Source organism: Bradyrhizobium sp. HKCCYLS20291 (assembly GCF_051167715.1).
GTDB lineage: Bacteria > Pseudomonadota > Alphaproteobacteria > Rhizobiales > Xanthobacteraceae > Bradyrhizobium.
The window spans coordinates 1-13,924 of the sequence record NZ_JBNPTO010000015.1 but is presented as its reverse complement, the minus strand read 5'-3'; the positions used below and the strand labels follow the sequence as shown (position 1 = coordinate 13,924).

Here is a 13,924-nt window from a genome sequence, read left to right as displayed (position 1 = left end):
CCCAACCGAGCTTGCGGCACTGTCCTACATGCCCTCTCCCACAAGGGGAGAGGGCACAGTCATGGGCACTGAGCTCGTGGTCAGGGCGGCTCTTTCCGAGGCTCAGCCGCGATGTCCGCGCTTGTCCGCATCGCTCCGGGAGAAGGCTGAACTTTCCGCTGACATGGCGTGAGATGGCGCTGCTACGCAAGAGGGCTCCAGCGGGAAAGCCTTCCGATGCAGAACGACACGGCTTCATCATCTTCATCGAACGACAGCCCCAGCGCCGCAGCGAACTGGCCGCCGCTCCGTCCCTTCATCGCGGCCGAAGCCCGGCTCGCCACGCGCGCCGCTCAAACGCCCTGGATCGCCTTCCTGTACGAATTTCTCCGCTTCGGCGTGAAGCAGGCTTACGCCTGTTTGTTCGGCGGCATCGCGGTGGCGCTGATGCTGGCGACGTGGCGGTTCTATCCGGCCGATGCTCCGCTGGCCCGTTACGACTTCCTCTTCCTCTGCATGCTCGGCGTGCAGGCTGCGCTGCTCGCTGCAAAACTCGAGACCGTCGAGGAGGCCAAGGTCATCCTGATCTACCATCTCGTCGGCACGGCCATGGAGCTGTTCAAGACCGCAACTGGCTCGTGGATCTATCCGGAGCCGAGCCTGATCCGGCTCGGCGGCGTGCCGCTGTTCTCGGGCTTCATGTATTCCTGCATCGGCAGCTATCTCTGCCGGGTCTGGCGGCTGTTCGATTTCCGCTTCACCGGCCATCCGTCGCGGCGCTGGCTGATCGGGCTGAGTGCTGCGGTCTACCTCAACTTCTTCACCGATCACTACGGCCTCGATCTGCGGCTCGTGCTGTTTGGCTGGGCGGCGCTGCTGTTCGCCCCCGCCACCGTCCACTTCAAGGTCTGGCGCGTGCATCGCTCGATGCCGCTGCTGCTCGGACTAATCCTGGTGTCGCTGTTCATCTGGCTGTCGGAGAACATCGGCACGCTGTCGCGCACCTGGATCTACCCGGCGCAGGCGCATGGCTGGGCGATGGTGTCGCCTGCCAAGCTCGGCTCGTGGTTTCTGCTGTTGATCATCAGCTACACGCTGGTCAGCCTGATCAACCGGCCGCGGAAACTGGATGCGCCTGCGCTGATCGCGATCGGGGCCGAGCCGGAGCGGGACGCTGCGTAGCAGCATGGCAGGGCGGCAGCTCGCGGAGCGCCATTTGAGCCGGACCACGAGCAGTGATAGCTTCGGCACGCCGGTGTCTCCGGAACAGCCGGGCCCGGCCAACAAATGACGCGTGAGCAGCGACGCTCGACGACGAGGCAAAGGGAGAACCCACGATGTCCGGCATCTATGGCGATGAGTTCGAAAGGAATCTGAACGTGCTGACCGGCCCGGCGAACATCCGGGCCACCGCGGCGAAGTTCGTCGCGTTCGAGAAGGAGCACGGTACGGCCTACAGCTTCGGCATGTTCATCAAGGCGCTGATGCCGCGGCCGGCGGACTGGGCGGATCAGTATGGATCAACCCGGGGCTTTGGCGGCTGGGAGAAACACGCCGGCGCGATCCCCAAGGAGCTGCGCGAACGCCTGACCAGCGTGACCTTTGCCAACTACCGCGCAGAGAATCCGCGCCCGGTGCGTTTCAAGATCGGCAGCAATGTCGACGCCAGCTACGACGTCCAGATCAAGCATTTCATGCATGACGGCGTCGAGCATATCGGCGTGCTGATCCTGTGCCCGAACCCGGAGCTGGCCGCAGCCGCGCCAGCGGCGCAAGGGCAGACAGTGCCGGCGTGAGGCACGCGCGGCCGTGATGTCAGCCGGCAGCGGATGGTGGGCACGCGCTGCGCGCTTTGCCCACCCTGCGGCAGCCGTGTCTATGGCAGCGAGGCTCTACTTCTTCTTCGCCCCGACCCGCTCCAGCGACTTGATCTGAAGCGGCGGGCGGCCGGATTTCTCGGCGATGTCGCGGTCCTGCTCCATGATGAAGCCGCGCGCGGGTTCGTCACCGTCGAGGCCGCCAAGCAGCTCGGCCGGGACGCGGCGGTTGGAGCGCTGCGAGCCGTCCTCATAGGTCACGTTGAAGAAGGCGAATTCGCCTTTGGGATTGGAGCCGGGTTTTTTCGCCATGGAGGGCGCTTTACGGCGGCCGGGCCGGTCCGGTCAATGCCGGAAAATGCTTATCCGCTGCCCGAATTTGACTTTTTCGTCATATGGTTGTCGCCGGATCGGCCGCCCGCCCGGTGCCAGCGCGGGAGGCGGGGCACTGGTGGCCATCTCCTCGATTTTGCCGGATCGGGGTGCGTTATCGGCCAGGCCTTCCAATCGCGACGAATGTCTCATGTCGATGCCCCAGCTCACCATCTGGTACAACACCCGCTGCCCGGTCTGCGATGCCGGCATCGACTGGCAGCGCAACAAGCTGCTGGCGCTGGTGAAGTCGGGGCGGGTCGCGTTCAAGGACATCAACGAGCAGCCCGACGCGCTGGCCGCGTTCGGCGCCGATGTCGACGCCGTCCGCCGCCGCCTCCACGCGACCGACGAGGAGGGACAGCTGATCACCGGCGCCGACGTTGCGCTGCTGCTGTGGAAGCTGACGCCGGGCGAGGGCTGGCTGGCCACGCTGTTCGGCAACCGGGCCATGCGGCCGCTGACGCGATTCGGCTATGACCGGTTCGCCGACGGGTTGTTCGCTTGGAATAAATGGAAAGGGCATTGGTGAGGGCGTGCTCGATTGAGCCTTCACCGTCGCCGCGATGACGGTGAACTCCCCTCCCCCTTGCGGGGAGGGGTCGGGGGTGGGGGTCCACGAGTCCCGCTCTCGCTGACGAGCACTGATGTCAGCTCGGCCGTCCAAGCACGTCGGGGGGCCTTCAGACTGATCTGCGCGCGTCGGACATAGTAGGGCGCGTCTCACTCAGTTCATCGCCCGGAGACCCCCACCCCCGACCCCTCCCCGCAAGGGGGAGGGGAGTCCACTGCCGTCGGGGCGAGACTTCGCTCTAACGCCTCCGCACCTTCACCCGCGCAGGCGCACGCGTGCCGCCGCGCGGCTCGTCGTCATCGCTGCCGCCGAGCGCCATGATAGCGGTGCCCATGGCGGTTGAGCCGAAGGTGACGAAGAACGAGCCGAGCAGGAGGCCGATGGCGACGCCGGGAGAATGGTCGGCGAAGATCAGGTGGCGCAGGCCCCAGGGATCGAGCACCAGCAGGCCGCCGACCAGCACCACGGCCATGCCGAGGCCGAGCGCGAGATTGATCGCGAGCAGGCGAAACAGGGGAACCTGGAGCAGGCGGAGCGGTCGGTGTCTGGGTTGCATCGGCGATCTCCCGGGGGATCGTGAACGACGCCGGAATCGTAGCACCGATCATGCCCGGCTCAAGGCCGGAGCCGCCCGGTGCGGACATGGCTGTAGCGCGGTGACGGCGCGTCGTTTTGGGACAGGCGCGCGTAAGGCGCTGCGCGCCACCTCACGCCGCCGCGCCCTCAGCCACCCCGTGCTGCTTGGCGATCACCGTCTGCCAGACGCTGGCAATGGCGCGCTGGGTTTCCGGGGCGATCAGGCAATGGCCTTCATTGTCGAAGCCGCAGAACCGCGCGGATACATCGTGCCTCGTCTCGATCAGCGCCTTGTTGATCAGATCGAGCGAGGCCATCACCTGGCCGACGTTCTGCAGCCTAGTGTGATGCAGGATGTCGATCAGGCGGAAGAGCATCACCGGCGGCTGGCCCAGCGCGACGCCCGGACGGCCGAACTCGAAGAACACGTTGACGGCCGGCAGCACGCCCTGGATCTGCGCCAAGATCCTGGCGGCATCGTCCGTGCTGCAGGCGACGAGATGCGCGCCCTGCACCGGCAGCGCGGGCGGCGCCGGTGATGCCTCCTCCGGGCCGAGGCCCAGCCCCGACAGCACCTGATGCTCGATCCAGCGCCGCACGTCCGGTGGCGCCGAGCGGATCTGGTCGGCCGACAATGTAATCCCGATCATGGCGTCGTCTCCATTTCGGCCGCGAAGTCTAGGGAGACGCGGTGGCGCCGTCTTGACGAGGATCAAGCCGGCCGCGCCTCAGGGCGCCACCAGCTCGACGCGGCGATTGAGCGCGCGGCCCGCGTCGGTCGCATTGCTGCCGACCGGAGCGAGCAGGCCGACGCCCGCGGTGCGCAGCCGCGCCGGGGCGATGCGGTAGCTGCGTGAAAGCTCCGCAGCGACCGCCTCGGCGCGGCGCCGCGACAGTTCGAGATTGTAGTCGTAGCTGCCCTGGTTGTCGGTGTGGCCGACGATGAAGACGTTGAGCTGCGGCTGGCTGCCGAGCAACTGCGCGATCTGCTCCAGCGTCGGCCGGCTCTCCGGCTTCAGCGTCGCCTTGTCGGTGTCGAAATAGATGCCGTAGAGCGCGATGTGGCCCTTGTCGCCGAGGCCCTTGGCCATCTCGGCGGCGCTGACCATCTTGTTCTGCATCGCGCCGAGCTCGGCGATGGTGAGCTGGGCGTAGATCTGCTGATTGTTCTGGCTGACCACCACGCTGGCATAGATCTCGCGGTCATCAGCCGCCTTGCGGCCGGCGACATAGCGGTAGTCGAAACCGTCGATCCACATCTGCGGCACCGGCAGCGCATCGATCGCCTCGGTGAAGGGGATGCCGCCGCAGGCATCGGTGTCGCAGGCGATCAGCGGCTCGAAGCCGGCCTTGGCGAGCTGGCCTTCGAAGTTGCGCGAGACTTCGAGGATCGAGGGACCGGGCGCGGTGCGATAGGCGATCTTGACGATGCGGCCCTCCAGGCGCCGTTCGTCGCTGGCCTTGCCGTCCTTGAACGGTGCCGCCTGCAGCCGCACCGCGTCGAAATCCTTGGCGACGTAGCCGGTGATCACACTGCCGGCGAAGCGGCCGATGCCGGGATAGTCCTTGGCGCCGGCGACATCGCCGGGCTGCGCCGCTGCAGGCGCCAGCGTCGAGCAGAACAGGGCCGCGGCCAGAGCGAGCTGCGCCAAGGCGCCGCGCCGGAACGTCATCGTCATGGAGACCTCTCGCAAAATTCGGCTGGAGCTACGCTGATTGTTTTCACAGGCCTGCTGCGATCGGGGTACGCGAAAAGCCGCGCGACGCCGGACGAGGCACGCCGTGTATAAGTGGCGGCGAGGCCGCCGCCCGTTCAAAAAAAGATGACGGCACGGCAGAGAGCGATAACGCCCGCCCGCCGGCTGGCCTGAGACCGCCAAATCAGGCAATGTCGGGGCACCTCGGCCCCGGCCCGCCGTCTTATGCTCTCACGCAGGGATCTCTCGTCTCATGCTGCTTGTCCGCTCGATCGTCATTGCCGCCAGCCTCGCGTTTGCGTCACCCGCTCTTGCCGCACGCTGCGGTGGCGACTTCAACACCTTCATCGCGAGCATCTCCGCGGAAGCGCAGAGCGCCGGTGTCTCGGCCGGCACGATCAGCCAGTCGCTGTCCGGCGTGACGGCCGATCCGGCCGTGCTCGCCTTCGACCGTCGCCAGCGCTACACCTTCAACAAGAGTTTCGAGCAGTACGTCTCGACCCGTGTCGGCGCCGGCCGCATCAATGGTGGCCGCGCTATGCTGCAGCGGCATGCGGCGCTGCTGTCGAAGATCGAGCAGCAATACGGCGTGCCGCGGCAGATCCTGGTCGCGATCTGGGGACTGGAAACCGATTTCGGCAAGGGCGACATGGGCAAGCTGCCGGTGATCCGCACGCTCGCCACCTTGGCGCATGATTGCCGCCGCACCGAACTGTTCCAGGGCGAGCTGCTGGCGGCGCTGAAGATCGTCCAGCGCGGCGATCTCACTCTGCGCGATCTCGTCGGCGCCTTCGCCGGCGAGATCGGCCAGACCCAGTTCCTGCCGTCGTCCTACATCAAATACGGCGTCGACTTCGACGGCGACGGCCGCGTCGATCTGCGCCACTCCACCGCCGACGTGCTCGCCTCGACCGCCAACCTGCTGCACACCAACGGCTTCAAGATGGGCCAGCCCTATGACGAGGGATCAGCCAACTTCGACGCGATGCGCGAGTGGAACAGGGCGGTGATCTACCGCAAGACCATCGGCTACTACGCCGATCAACTGATGGGTCGGTAGGGCGGCGGGGCAGCGCTCTCACATCCCCACACTTGTCATGCCCGCGAAGGCGGGCATCCAGTACGCCGTGCCCTCCCGATTCAACAACTACTGTCCGTGGCTACTGGATAGCCCGCCTGCGCGGGCGATGACAGGTTGGGGTGTAGCAACACCTCTTGCCAAACGACCTTCCGGGAGCATGGATTCCGGGCTCGCGCTGCGCTCGCCCCGGAATGACTGCGCAGAGAAAGCGCACATACCCGCCATGCGCAAACTGCCCGTCGTGTTGGTTTGTCGCATTCCGTCGGGCAACTCCGGCCTTGTCTCGTCGGGCAAATCAGGCGCACATTTCCGCTCGTCCTGGCCCGCCGGAGGGGCGTTTCGCGATCGTCACGAGGCGCGGGCTTGGGATGCGACGGGCGTAGAGCTCCGCAGCGTGGCTTTGTCCGCGCCGACGAACGGAGCGATGCGCACGCCGAAATCGTGGCGTTCCGATACCCCGACGCTGGTATCAACTCACGACGAAGCTCAGCTTCGCGGGAGGATGGTGGCCAACAAGCCCGGCGCACCAGGAAGACCACGTATAAGGCGTCAAACCGTTGCGCAGGGAGGGCCGGGTCTGTCCGGCTGAACCTGTGGTAACCGCCGCGTGCATTTTCTTTCGCACGCGGGCCGCAGGCCTCAGCCGAGGCCTGGCTCTCCCTGCGCCCTCCATCTCGAAGAGGGCGGGACATCAGCAACACTCGGACGCATCAGCGCCGCGAGAGCGATTTCGGCCGTGGTGATCGCCTCACTTGTCCTGCGCGGCCGCCTTCTCCAGCCGCTTCGCCATCACCTTCCAGTAGGTCGCGGGCATGAACCGCTGCAGCAGATCCATGAAGCGGGCATCACCACCGATCAGGATGCGCGGCTCGTTGCGCTCGATGCCCTGGATGATGCGCAGCGCCGCGTCGCGCGGGCTGGTCTTGGCGAGCCGCTCGAAGCGCTCGATCGACTGCACGCGGCGGGCATTGTCGGTCATGCCACGCCCGGCGCGGGCGTTGCGCGCGATCGCGGTCGCGACGCCGCCGGGATGCACGACCGACAGTTTGACCGGGCTGTTGGCCATCGCCAGCTCATGACGCAGGCTCTCGGAAAATCCGCGCACCGCGAACTTGGCCGCGGCATAGGCCGACTGGCCGGGCGGGGCGATGATGCCGAAGATCGAGGACAGGTTGACGACATGCGCCTCGCGCTGTCGCGACAAATGCGGCAGGAAGGCGCGGGTGCCGTGCACGACACCCCAGAAATTGATGTTGAACAGCCACTCGATCTCGGCCTGGTCGATCTCGTTGAAGCTGCCGAACAGCGCCACGCCGGCATTGTTCACGACGATGTTGAGGCCGGGATGAGCGCTGGTCGCATCAGTGGCGAATTGCGCGATCGCGGCGGCGTCGCTGACGTCGAGCCGGTGCGTGGTGACCTTGCGGCCGCGCTGCGCCAGTTCGGCCGCGAGGCTTGAGAGGCCAGCCTCGTCGCGATCGGCCAGTGCGAGATCGCAGCCTCGCGCCGCCAGTTCCTGCGCCAGCGCGCGCCCGATCCCGCCGGCCGCGCCGGTCACCGCCGCGGCTGCTCCTTGGATTGCCGTCATCGTTCCTCCCCTTGCTCGCCCGATTCCGCCGCCCGTTCCCAGAGCCGGAATATCCGCCAGTTTTTTACATCGGAACCGAACCATCCCGCGGTTCCGCTTTTAACTCACATTGCGTCAGCACTGGCACAATTCATGGAGGTCGATGCATGGGACAGTCGCAGCCGTTTCGCGCCACCGCGCTGATCGTGGAGGACGATCCCACTCAGCGGGAGATGATCGCGCTGCTGCTGGAGGAGAGCGAGTACGACGTTATCGCGTGCGAGAGCGCGGAGGCGGCGGAGCTCGTGCTCAACAAGCCCGGCCATCGCATCAGGCTGCTGATGACCGACGTCAATCTGGCGGGACGCATGAGCGGCGTCGAGCTGGCGCACATCGCCAGGGCGCGCCATCCGCATATCAACGTCGTCGTGACGTCGGGCCGGCCGCTGTCGCAGCCGCTGCCGGGCGGCACCAAGTTCTGGAGCAAGCCATGGGCGCCGATGGACGTGCTGCGCGAGGCCGAGGTGACGCTGGAGCGCGCGCCGGAGGCCGGGAGGTCGTTCGGGGAATGAGGGCCGCGGCTGCCTGATGACTTGACGGATCCGGGCGGCGTCCCCATTTCGCAAAAATCGAAGGGCGCGGGGTAAGGACGGGCCGGCGGAGAGGCCGGGTGGAAGCAGCGCTCCCACCCGGAGAACGCAACTACTTCTTCTTGGCGGCCTTCTTGGTCTTCTTCGCCGCTTTCTTGGTGGCCTTGGCGGCCTTCTTCGCCTTCTTCGCCATGGAATCCTCGTCAGAGTTGATGGATTGCAAACGCGACTTCGAGACCTTGCTGGCGCATTTCAGCCATGCACCGGCCTCGGGGGATGATCCCAACAGATTCGCGGAGCTCTGCCTCACGCTGTCACCACGGCGCTTGCGCTTATCCACAGCTCGCTTCGTCGGCCGCGCCGTGCAGCAAGCGCATATGCGATGGGGGCAGGGTTAACGGCAGGCAAATGGTGTCTTCATTGTTTCAAAACCAAGGCGCAATCTTGCAGGAGCGTTTGAGAAAACATTAAGGGCGCCCCGCTCATGGTGCCGCCACATGCAGGGATGGTCATGAGTGCGGTGTTGAGCGGCAGTGAGGACAGGATCGGTTGTGTCCTGTGGTCGGGATGCTGAACGTTCCGACGCTGTGGACTGCGTTCGTGGTCAACTTTCTCGCGCTGGGCCTGATCTGGGCCTACGTGATGCGCAGCTATCCCAATCTGCCATCGGCGCGCTACTGGACGGCCTCGGCGCTGATCTGCGCACCGGCGGCGGTGTTCGCGCTGGGCGGGTTCTATGTCGGCTCTTCTCTGCCGCTGCTCGTCGCGAGCTCCCTGACGACGATGGCCATCTGCCTCGCCGCCATGGGCGTCGAGCGGTTCTACGGACGGCGCGCATCGTGGCGCCTGAGCTTTGCGATCATCGCCGTGAGCGGCGCCTCGATCGCGTTCTTTCTGCATGTCTACGACAGCGCCCCCCTGCGGATCCTGTGCTACTCGCTCGGACAGTCGATCCCGATGGCAATGGTCGCGCGGCTGGTGCTGGATTCGACGCGCGGCCCCATCAATCCGGGCGCGAGGCTGGCCGGGCTGCTCTCGGTCGTGATCATCGCGGTGTTTGCCGCGCGTAGCATTGGCGCTTTCATCGGCGCCGACATCAACTTCAGCCACTCGACCAGCGGCCACGCGGCCGCGGTGCTGCTGCTGATCTTCTTGTCGATGTCGCTCAATTTCGGCTTCCTGCTGATGGCCGTCGAGCGCCTGCGCAACGAGGTCGCGGATCTTGCGCTGCTGGATGATCTCACCGGCGTCGCCAACCGGCGCCATCTGATGCAGCGGTTGACCGAGGAATGCGCGCGGGCCGAGCGGTCGGGGCGGCCGTTTGCGCTGCTGGTGATCGACCTCGACGGCTTCAAGCTGATCAACGACAATCATGGCCATGCGGCCGGCGATGCTTGCCTGCAGCACTTCACGCTGATGGCGCAGACCAGGCTCAGGCCGGGCGACCTGCTGGCGCGCACCGGCGGCGACGAGTTCTGCATCGTGCTGCCGGCGTCGGCGTTACGCGAGGGCACGATGATCGCGCGGCGCATTCTGCAGGTCTGCCGCGACGATGCGGAGGCCTGCGCCGGGGTGGATGTGCCGATCGAGGTCTCGATCGGCGTGGCCGAGTGGACCCCCGACGTCGGCGCGTTCCCGGACCGGGTGATGGCGCGGGCGGACCAGGCGCTGTATGCCGCCAAGAAAGACGGCAAGAACGGTTTTGCCGTCTATCAGCACGACACGCCGGCACTGGCGCCGGATCAGATCGAGGCCATCGTCACCTCGGAGCCCCGGCAGGATGCCGCGGCCGAGTAGGCCATGCTATCGTTCGGCCATGAGGCCGCTCCTGTACTCTCTTCACGCAGCGCTTGCGCTGCTTCTTCTCCCTCGACCAGCGGCGGCCGAGGATCTCGCCGCGCTCGCCCGCGCCTCCGGCACGCCCGACATTCCCGGCCTCAGGATCGTCTGGCTGGCGCCGTGGGGCGCGCCGGAAACAGCGCATCCCTGGACCAACATCATCGTCCACCAGACCGAGGGCCCGGCGGGGTCGGCGAAGGCGGGGGCGATGGCGCAGGCCAAAAACCCGAAACGGCGCGGCGTCACCTTGTGGGTGGAACCCGACGGCACGGTGTATTGGGCGGTGCCGGAAACCCTGGTGACGCTGCATGGCGACGGCGCCAACCGCAACGACAACCGCTATATCGATAACGCCCCGACCTATCGCAAGGTCGTGCGCGACAATTCCATCGGCGTGGAGTTCGCCGGCAACTATCCCGACGTCACCACGCCCGCCACCGAAGCCCAGATCGCCGCGTGGCGGATCCTCTCGAAGCTGCTCCGGCTGCGCTACGGGATTCCGCGGGAGCGGATCTATGCGCACAACTGGATCGACTACAAGGACGCCCGCTATTGCGAGGGCTGTGCGCTGGCCGAGCTCGCCCGCGCCGCGCCCGACTAGCTCCTCTCAACAAAGAAGCCGGCGTCTCCGCCGGCTCCGATCGCATCAAAACCACCTTAAGCCGCGCGCCTCTAGTGCGCGGCCTCCAGCGCTGCCGCCTCCTGCCGGGCGATGGTGCCCTTCACGGCGGACTGCACCTTCTCGAACGCGCGCACCTCGATCTGGCGGACGCGCTCGCGCGACACGCCGAACTCGGCCGCGAGGTCCTCGAGCGTCATCGGCTCGTCGGCCAGGCGCCGCGCCTCGAAGATGCGGCGCTCGCGCGCATTCAGCACGCCGATCGCGCCGTTCAGCGCCTGCCTGCGGTGGTCGTACTCCTCGTGCTCGGCCATGATGGCTTCCTGGTTGGGTGAGTTATCGACCAGCCAGTCCTGCCATTCGCCCGCTTCGCCGTCGTCGCGGATCGGCGCGTTCAGCGAGGCGTCGCCGCCGAGGCGGCGGTTCATGTCGACCACGTCCTGATCGGTCACGCCGAGGCGCTTCGCGATCAGCTTGACCTGATCCGGATGCAGATCGCCCTCATCCAGCGCCGAGATCTTGCTCTTGGCCTTGCGCAGGTTGAAGAACAGCTTCTTCTGGTTCGCGGTGGTGCCCATCTTCACGAGCGACCACGAACGCAGGATGTACTCTTGTATCGACGCCTTGATCCACCACATGGCGTATGTGGCGAGGCGGAAACCCTTCTCGGGCTCGAACCTCTTCACAGCCTGCATCAGGCCGACATTGCCTTCCGAAACGACTTCGGATATCGGCAAGCCGTAGCCGCGGTAGCCCATGGCGATCTTGGCCACGAGCCGGAGGTGGCTGGTCACGAGTTTATGTGCTGCGTCGCTGTCGTCATGCTCGCGCCAACGCTTGGCGAGCATGTACTCCTCCTGCGGCTCCAGCATCGGGAACTTGCGGATCTCGGAGAGGTAGCGAGCAAGTCCGGATTCTCCGTTGAGAACCGGCAAAGTGGCTGTCCGGGCCATCGAGCGCCCTCCAGTTGGTTCAGGCCCCCGATAGCGGCGGGCCAGGCAAATCGGTCGCTTTGTTAAAGCCGGCCGGTTTGCGACGTTCCATGCGTCGACCATTCGACGCAGGCGCAACATACACCAAAAATCGTCCTCCGTGGAAGGATTCCGGGGGTCACGACCCCGTGTGGCTGCATTAACATTTTGACATGCTTGCACTTTTCTGAACGGCCTGCGTCATAGCGCCGCTCGCATTGCGCCGCCCAAAAGACGAAGATCCTCCGGCAGCCCGGATTCCCAGCGCAGAATTTCTCCGGTCCGGGGGTGTTCGATTACCAAGAGGTAGGCATGCAGCGCCTGCCGCCCGAGCGATTCGAGCGCCGCCCGCGCCTGCGGCCCGAGCTGGTTCGCCTTGGTCTTGAAATGCGGGCCATAGACTGAATCGCCCATCAGCGGATGGCCGAGATGGGCGAGATGCACCCGGATCTGGTGGGTGCGTCCGGTTTCGAGATGGCAGGCGATCAGCGCCGCCACCGGCTTGCCGTCGCGGCCGGCAAAACTCTCCTGCACCTCGTAATGGGTGATGGCCTCGCGCCCCCTCGGCCGCACCGCCATCTTGTCGCGCGCATGCGGATGGCGGTCGATCGGCGCGTTGATGGTGCCATGCGGCCGGTGCGGCAGCCCCCAGGCGAACGCCAGGTAGCCGCGCTCCATCGCGCCAGTGCGGCCGTGATCGGCGAACTGCGCGCTCAAGGAGGCGTGCGCCATATCGTTCTTGGCGACCACCATCAGCCCTGTCGTGTCCTTGTCCAGCCGGTGCACGATGCCCGGCCGCTTGACCCCGCCGATCCCGGAAAGACTGGCGCCGCAATGCGCGATCAGCGCGTTCACCAGGGTGCCCGTCTCGTGCCCGGCGGCGGGATGCACTACGAGGCCGGCGGGCTTGTCGATGACGACGATATCGTCGTCCTCGTAGACGATCTGAAGTGGGATCGCCTCGGCCGCGGGCTCGGCGGCGACGGCCTCCGGGACGTCGATTGTGATCGTGTCGCCGGCCGTGACGTGATAAGCGGGGTCCCGCACCGCGCCCGATCCGAGGCTCACCTGTCCGGCCAGGATCAGCGCCTTCAGCCGGGACCGCGACAGCTCCGGCAGCTTGCTTGCGAGCACGCGATCGAGCCGCGGCGAGCCTTCGTCGCCGGCGACAATGACCGTCATCAGACCGTGGGATTGTGAAGTCGAGATGTCCATGAACTCTACCGTTGCGCCCGAGCCGTCCTCGCCCGAGCAGGCCCAGCTGATGGCGCGGCTGCGGCGCATGATGATGATCGCGGGCGTGACCACCTCGGTCGCGATCGCAGTGCTTCTGGTCGCCATCGGCTATCGCCTTTTCCGCGGCGATGGAAGCACCGCGTCAGGCCCCGACCTCACCGCCATGCTCCCGAAGGGCGCCCGCATCGTCGCGACCGGCACCGCCGGCGACCGCCTGGCCGTCACCCTCGACGTCGGCGGCACCACCGAGATCCGCACCTTCGACGCCAAAACCCTGAAACCCACCGGCCGCCTCCGCTTCGCCGTCGAGCCGTAAGGGCAGGGCGGTGCGGCCGCTCTCCACGTCGAGCGGGACTCGCGGCCCCCACCCCCGACCCCTCCCCGCAGCGAACCATCGCTGCGCGATGGTCGCCGGGGGAGGGGAGCCCACCGCCGTCGCCGTCGGCTGATTCCGTTCCATTGATGATCGCTCCCCTCGACAACCCGGGCAGTCGGCTCCCCTCCCCCAGCCGCAATCGCGCAGCGATTGCCGGCAGTGGGGAGGGGTCGGGGGTGGGGTCCCCACGGGGATAGACCCTCGAGGCACCAACCCACCCCCTCACAAAAATCCCATCCCCCGTCTTGCGGCGCGGCGATTTCGAGGCTATGCGGTTCACCTCACGCTCCCTTCGTCTAGCGGTTAGGACGCGGCCCTCTCAAGGCTGAAACAGGGGTTCGATTCCCCTAGGGAGCGCCATTTCCGGCGCTCAACCCTTCATGTCTGACCTGTAAGCGCAGCTTCTCAGCCTCGCGGCGCGCTGTCGCGTCCGAGCTTTGCTCCTTCGACGCCCTTTTCAAGAGAAGGGCGCAGGGAAGGCCGGGTGCAGGCCGCACCCATGGCCCGCCTGCAGAAAAAAAGCAGGCGGCGTCACCACAGGATTGGCCGGACAACCGGCCTTCCCTGCGCGATGGGCTTAACGGCTGCTCCGTGCTCTCCCAGGGGACCGGGCTTGCTTGCCCCCGTCAT

At 66.4% G+C, this 13,924-nt stretch carries 16 protein-coding genes and 1 tRNA gene; 9 read left to right on the top strand and 8 right to left on the bottom strand.

Features of this window, described 5'->3' with window-relative positions; genetic code table 11:
• Positions 1-216 precede the first annotated feature (216 nt).
• Positions 217-1,161, top strand: coding sequence for a DUF817 domain-containing protein (locus tag ACQR07_RS27215; protein WP_434905190.1), 945 nt, complete (start codon positions 217-219; stop codon positions 1,159-1,161).
• Between the two features lie 155 nt (positions 1,162-1,316).
• Positions 1,317-1,775 carry a hypothetical protein gene (locus ACQR07_RS27210; RefSeq protein WP_434905189.1) on the top strand — a complete coding sequence of 153 codons (459 nt, stop codon included), beginning with the start codon at positions 1,317-1,319 and terminating at the stop codon, positions 1,773-1,775.
• 96 nt (positions 1,776-1,871) lie between these two features.
• On the opposite strand, the gene ACQR07_RS27205 is transcribed toward ACQR07_RS27210, so the two are convergent.
• Positions 1,872-2,108 carry a hypothetical protein gene (locus tag ACQR07_RS27205; RefSeq protein ID WP_008963614.1) on the bottom strand — a complete coding sequence of 79 codons (237 nt, stop codon included), beginning with the start codon at positions 2,106-2,108 and terminating at the stop codon, positions 1,872-1,874.
• Positions 2,109-2,325: 217 nt separating this feature from the next.
• Between ACQR07_RS27205 and ACQR07_RS27200 the strand changes: the two genes are divergently transcribed.
• Positions 2,326-2,700 (top strand): thiol-disulfide oxidoreductase DCC family protein, encoded by a 375-nt coding sequence (locus ACQR07_RS27200; protein WP_434905333.1) that lies wholly within the window; start codon positions 2,326-2,328, stop codon positions 2,698-2,700.
• Between the two features lie 280 nt (positions 2,701-2,980).
• On the opposite strand, the gene ACQR07_RS27195 is transcribed toward ACQR07_RS27200, so the two are convergent.
• The 3 genes from ACQR07_RS27195 to ACQR07_RS27185 all read right to left on the bottom strand — a co-directional run bounded on the left by ACQR07_RS27195 (position 2,981) and on the right by ACQR07_RS27185 (position 4,991).
• Complete coding sequence (locus tag ACQR07_RS27195) at positions 2,981-3,298, bottom strand: hypothetical protein (RefSeq protein ID WP_434905188.1); 318 nt, start codon at positions 3,296-3,298, stop codon at positions 2,981-2,983.
• Between the two features lie 151 nt (positions 3,299-3,449).
• Positions 3,450-3,968 carry a hypothetical protein gene (locus tag ACQR07_RS27190; RefSeq protein WP_434905187.1) on the bottom strand — a complete coding sequence of 173 codons (519 nt, stop codon included), beginning with the start codon at positions 3,966-3,968 and terminating at the stop codon, positions 3,450-3,452.
• 78 nt (positions 3,969-4,046) lie between these two features.
• Entirely contained in the window at positions 4,047-4,991 is a 945-nt protein-coding gene (locus ACQR07_RS27185; RefSeq protein ID WP_434905332.1) for an OmpA family protein, read from the bottom strand.
• 277 nt (positions 4,992-5,268) lie between these two features.
• Here ACQR07_RS27185 and ACQR07_RS27180 point away from each other — a divergent pair, with 277 nt between their 5' ends.
• On the top strand, positions 5,269-6,075 hold the full coding sequence (locus tag ACQR07_RS27180; RefSeq protein ID WP_434905186.1) for a lytic murein transglycosylase: 807 nt from the start codon (positions 5,269-5,271) through the stop codon (positions 6,073-6,075).
• 769 nt (positions 6,076-6,844) lie between these two features.
• Here the strand turns inward: ACQR07_RS27180 and ACQR07_RS27175 are convergent.
• The gene (locus tag ACQR07_RS27175; RefSeq protein ID WP_434905185.1) at positions 6,845-7,684 is read right to left on the bottom strand and encodes an SDR family NAD(P)-dependent oxidoreductase; all 840 of its coding nucleotides are present in this window, start codon (positions 7,682-7,684) and stop codon (positions 6,845-6,847) included.
• A 146-nt stretch (positions 7,685-7,830) separates the two neighbouring features.
• Here ACQR07_RS27175 and ACQR07_RS27170 point away from each other — a divergent pair, with 146 nt between their 5' ends.
• Positions 7,831-8,235 carry a response regulator gene (locus ACQR07_RS27170; protein ID WP_434905184.1) on the top strand — a complete coding sequence of 135 codons (405 nt, stop codon included), beginning with the start codon at positions 7,831-7,833 and terminating at the stop codon, positions 8,233-8,235.
• A 130-nt stretch (positions 8,236-8,365) separates the two neighbouring features.
• Here the strand turns inward: ACQR07_RS27170 and ACQR07_RS27165 are convergent, their stop codons facing one another.
• Complete coding sequence (locus tag ACQR07_RS27165) at positions 8,366-8,593, bottom strand: hypothetical protein (protein WP_434905183.1); 228 nt, start codon at positions 8,591-8,593, stop codon at positions 8,366-8,368.
• 227 nt (positions 8,594-8,820) lie between these two features.
• Between ACQR07_RS27165 and ACQR07_RS27160 the strand changes: the two genes are divergently transcribed.
• Entirely contained in the window at positions 8,821-10,050 is a 1,230-nt protein-coding gene (locus ACQR07_RS27160; protein WP_434905182.1) for a GGDEF domain-containing protein, read from the top strand.
• Between the two features lie 19 nt (positions 10,051-10,069).
• On the top strand, positions 10,070-10,693 hold the full coding sequence (locus tag ACQR07_RS27155; protein WP_434905181.1) for a peptidoglycan recognition protein family protein: 624 nt from the start codon (positions 10,070-10,072) through the stop codon (positions 10,691-10,693).
• Between the two features lie 71 nt (positions 10,694-10,764).
• Here ACQR07_RS27155 and rpoH read toward each other — a convergent pair whose 3' ends face one another.
• Both rpoH and ACQR07_RS27145 read right to left on the bottom strand, forming a co-directional pair.
• Complete coding sequence (rpoH, locus tag ACQR07_RS27150; protein WP_434905331.1) at positions 10,765-11,664, bottom strand: RNA polymerase sigma factor RpoH; 900 nt, start codon at positions 11,662-11,664, stop codon at positions 10,765-10,767.
• 219 nt (positions 11,665-11,883) lie between these two features.
• Positions 11,884-12,864: an RluA family pseudouridine synthase gene (locus ACQR07_RS27145; protein ID WP_434905180.1), complete on the bottom strand. Its 981-nt coding sequence runs from the start codon at positions 12,862-12,864 to the stop codon at positions 11,884-11,886.
• Between the two features lie 31 nt (positions 12,865-12,895).
• On the opposite strand from ACQR07_RS27145, the gene ACQR07_RS27140 reads away from it, so the two are divergent.
• Together ACQR07_RS27140 and ACQR07_RS27135 are read left to right on the top strand one after the other, a co-directional pair.
• Positions 12,896-13,234 carry a hypothetical protein gene (locus tag ACQR07_RS27140; RefSeq protein ID WP_434905179.1) on the top strand — a complete coding sequence of 113 codons (339 nt, stop codon included), beginning with the start codon at positions 12,896-12,898 and terminating at the stop codon, positions 13,232-13,234.
• Between the two features lie 345 nt (positions 13,235-13,579).
• Positions 13,580-13,654 (top strand) — tRNA-Glu (locus tag ACQR07_RS27135).
• Positions 13,655-13,924: the final 270 nt, after the last annotated feature.

What these genes read in the sequence shown, in the direction of transcription:
- ACQR07_RS27195 (WP_434905188.1), bottom strand. Translation starts at nt 3,298, where the DNA reads ATGCAACCCAGACACCGACCGCTCCGCCTGCTCCAGGTTCCCCTGTTT.
- ACQR07_RS27175 (WP_434905185.1), bottom strand. Translation starts at nt 7,684, where the DNA reads ATGACGGCAATCCAAGGAGCAGCCGCGGCGGTGACCGGCGCGGCCGGC.
- ACQR07_RS27180 (WP_434905186.1), top strand. Translation starts at nt 5,269, where the DNA reads ATGCTGCTTGTCCGCTCGATCGTCATTGCCGCCAGCCTCGCGTTTGCG.
- ACQR07_RS27155 (WP_434905181.1), top strand. Translation starts at nt 10,070, where the DNA reads ATGAGGCCGCTCCTGTACTCTCTTCACGCAGCGCTTGCGCTGCTTCTT.
- ACQR07_RS27200 (WP_434905333.1), top strand. Translation starts at nt 2,326, where the DNA reads ATGCCCCAGCTCACCATCTGGTACAACACCCGCTGCCCGGTCTGCGAT.
- ACQR07_RS27210 (WP_434905189.1), top strand. Translation starts at nt 1,317, where the DNA reads ATGTCCGGCATCTATGGCGATGAGTTCGAAAGGAATCTGAACGTGCTG.
- ACQR07_RS27145 (WP_434905180.1), bottom strand. Translation starts at nt 12,864, where the DNA reads ATGACGGTCATTGTCGCCGGCGACGAAGGCTCGCCGCGGCTCGATCGC.
- ACQR07_RS27185 (WP_434905332.1), bottom strand. Translation starts at nt 4,991, where the DNA reads ATGACGTTCCGGCGCGGCGCCTTGGCGCAGCTCGCTCTGGCCGCGGCC.
- rpoH (WP_434905331.1), bottom strand. Translation starts at nt 11,664, where the DNA reads ATGGCCCGGACAGCCACTTTGCCGGTTCTCAACGGAGAATCCGGACTT.
- ACQR07_RS27160 (WP_434905182.1), top strand. Translation starts at nt 8,821, where the DNA reads ATGCTGAACGTTCCGACGCTGTGGACTGCGTTCGTGGTCAACTTTCTC.
- ACQR07_RS27170 (WP_434905184.1), top strand. Translation starts at nt 7,831, where the DNA reads ATGGGACAGTCGCAGCCGTTTCGCGCCACCGCGCTGATCGTGGAGGAC.
- ACQR07_RS27190 (WP_434905187.1), bottom strand. Translation starts at nt 3,968, where the DNA reads ATGATCGGGATTACATTGTCGGCCGACCAGATCCGCTCGGCGCCACCG.
- ACQR07_RS27215 (WP_434905190.1), top strand. Translation starts at nt 217, where the DNA reads ATGCAGAACGACACGGCTTCATCATCTTCATCGAACGACAGCCCCAGC.
- ACQR07_RS27140 (WP_434905179.1), top strand. Translation starts at nt 12,896, where the DNA reads ATGAACTCTACCGTTGCGCCCGAGCCGTCCTCGCCCGAGCAGGCCCAG.
- ACQR07_RS27205 (WP_008963614.1), bottom strand. Translation starts at nt 2,108, where the DNA reads ATGGCGAAAAAACCCGGCTCCAATCCCAAAGGCGAATTCGCCTTCTTC.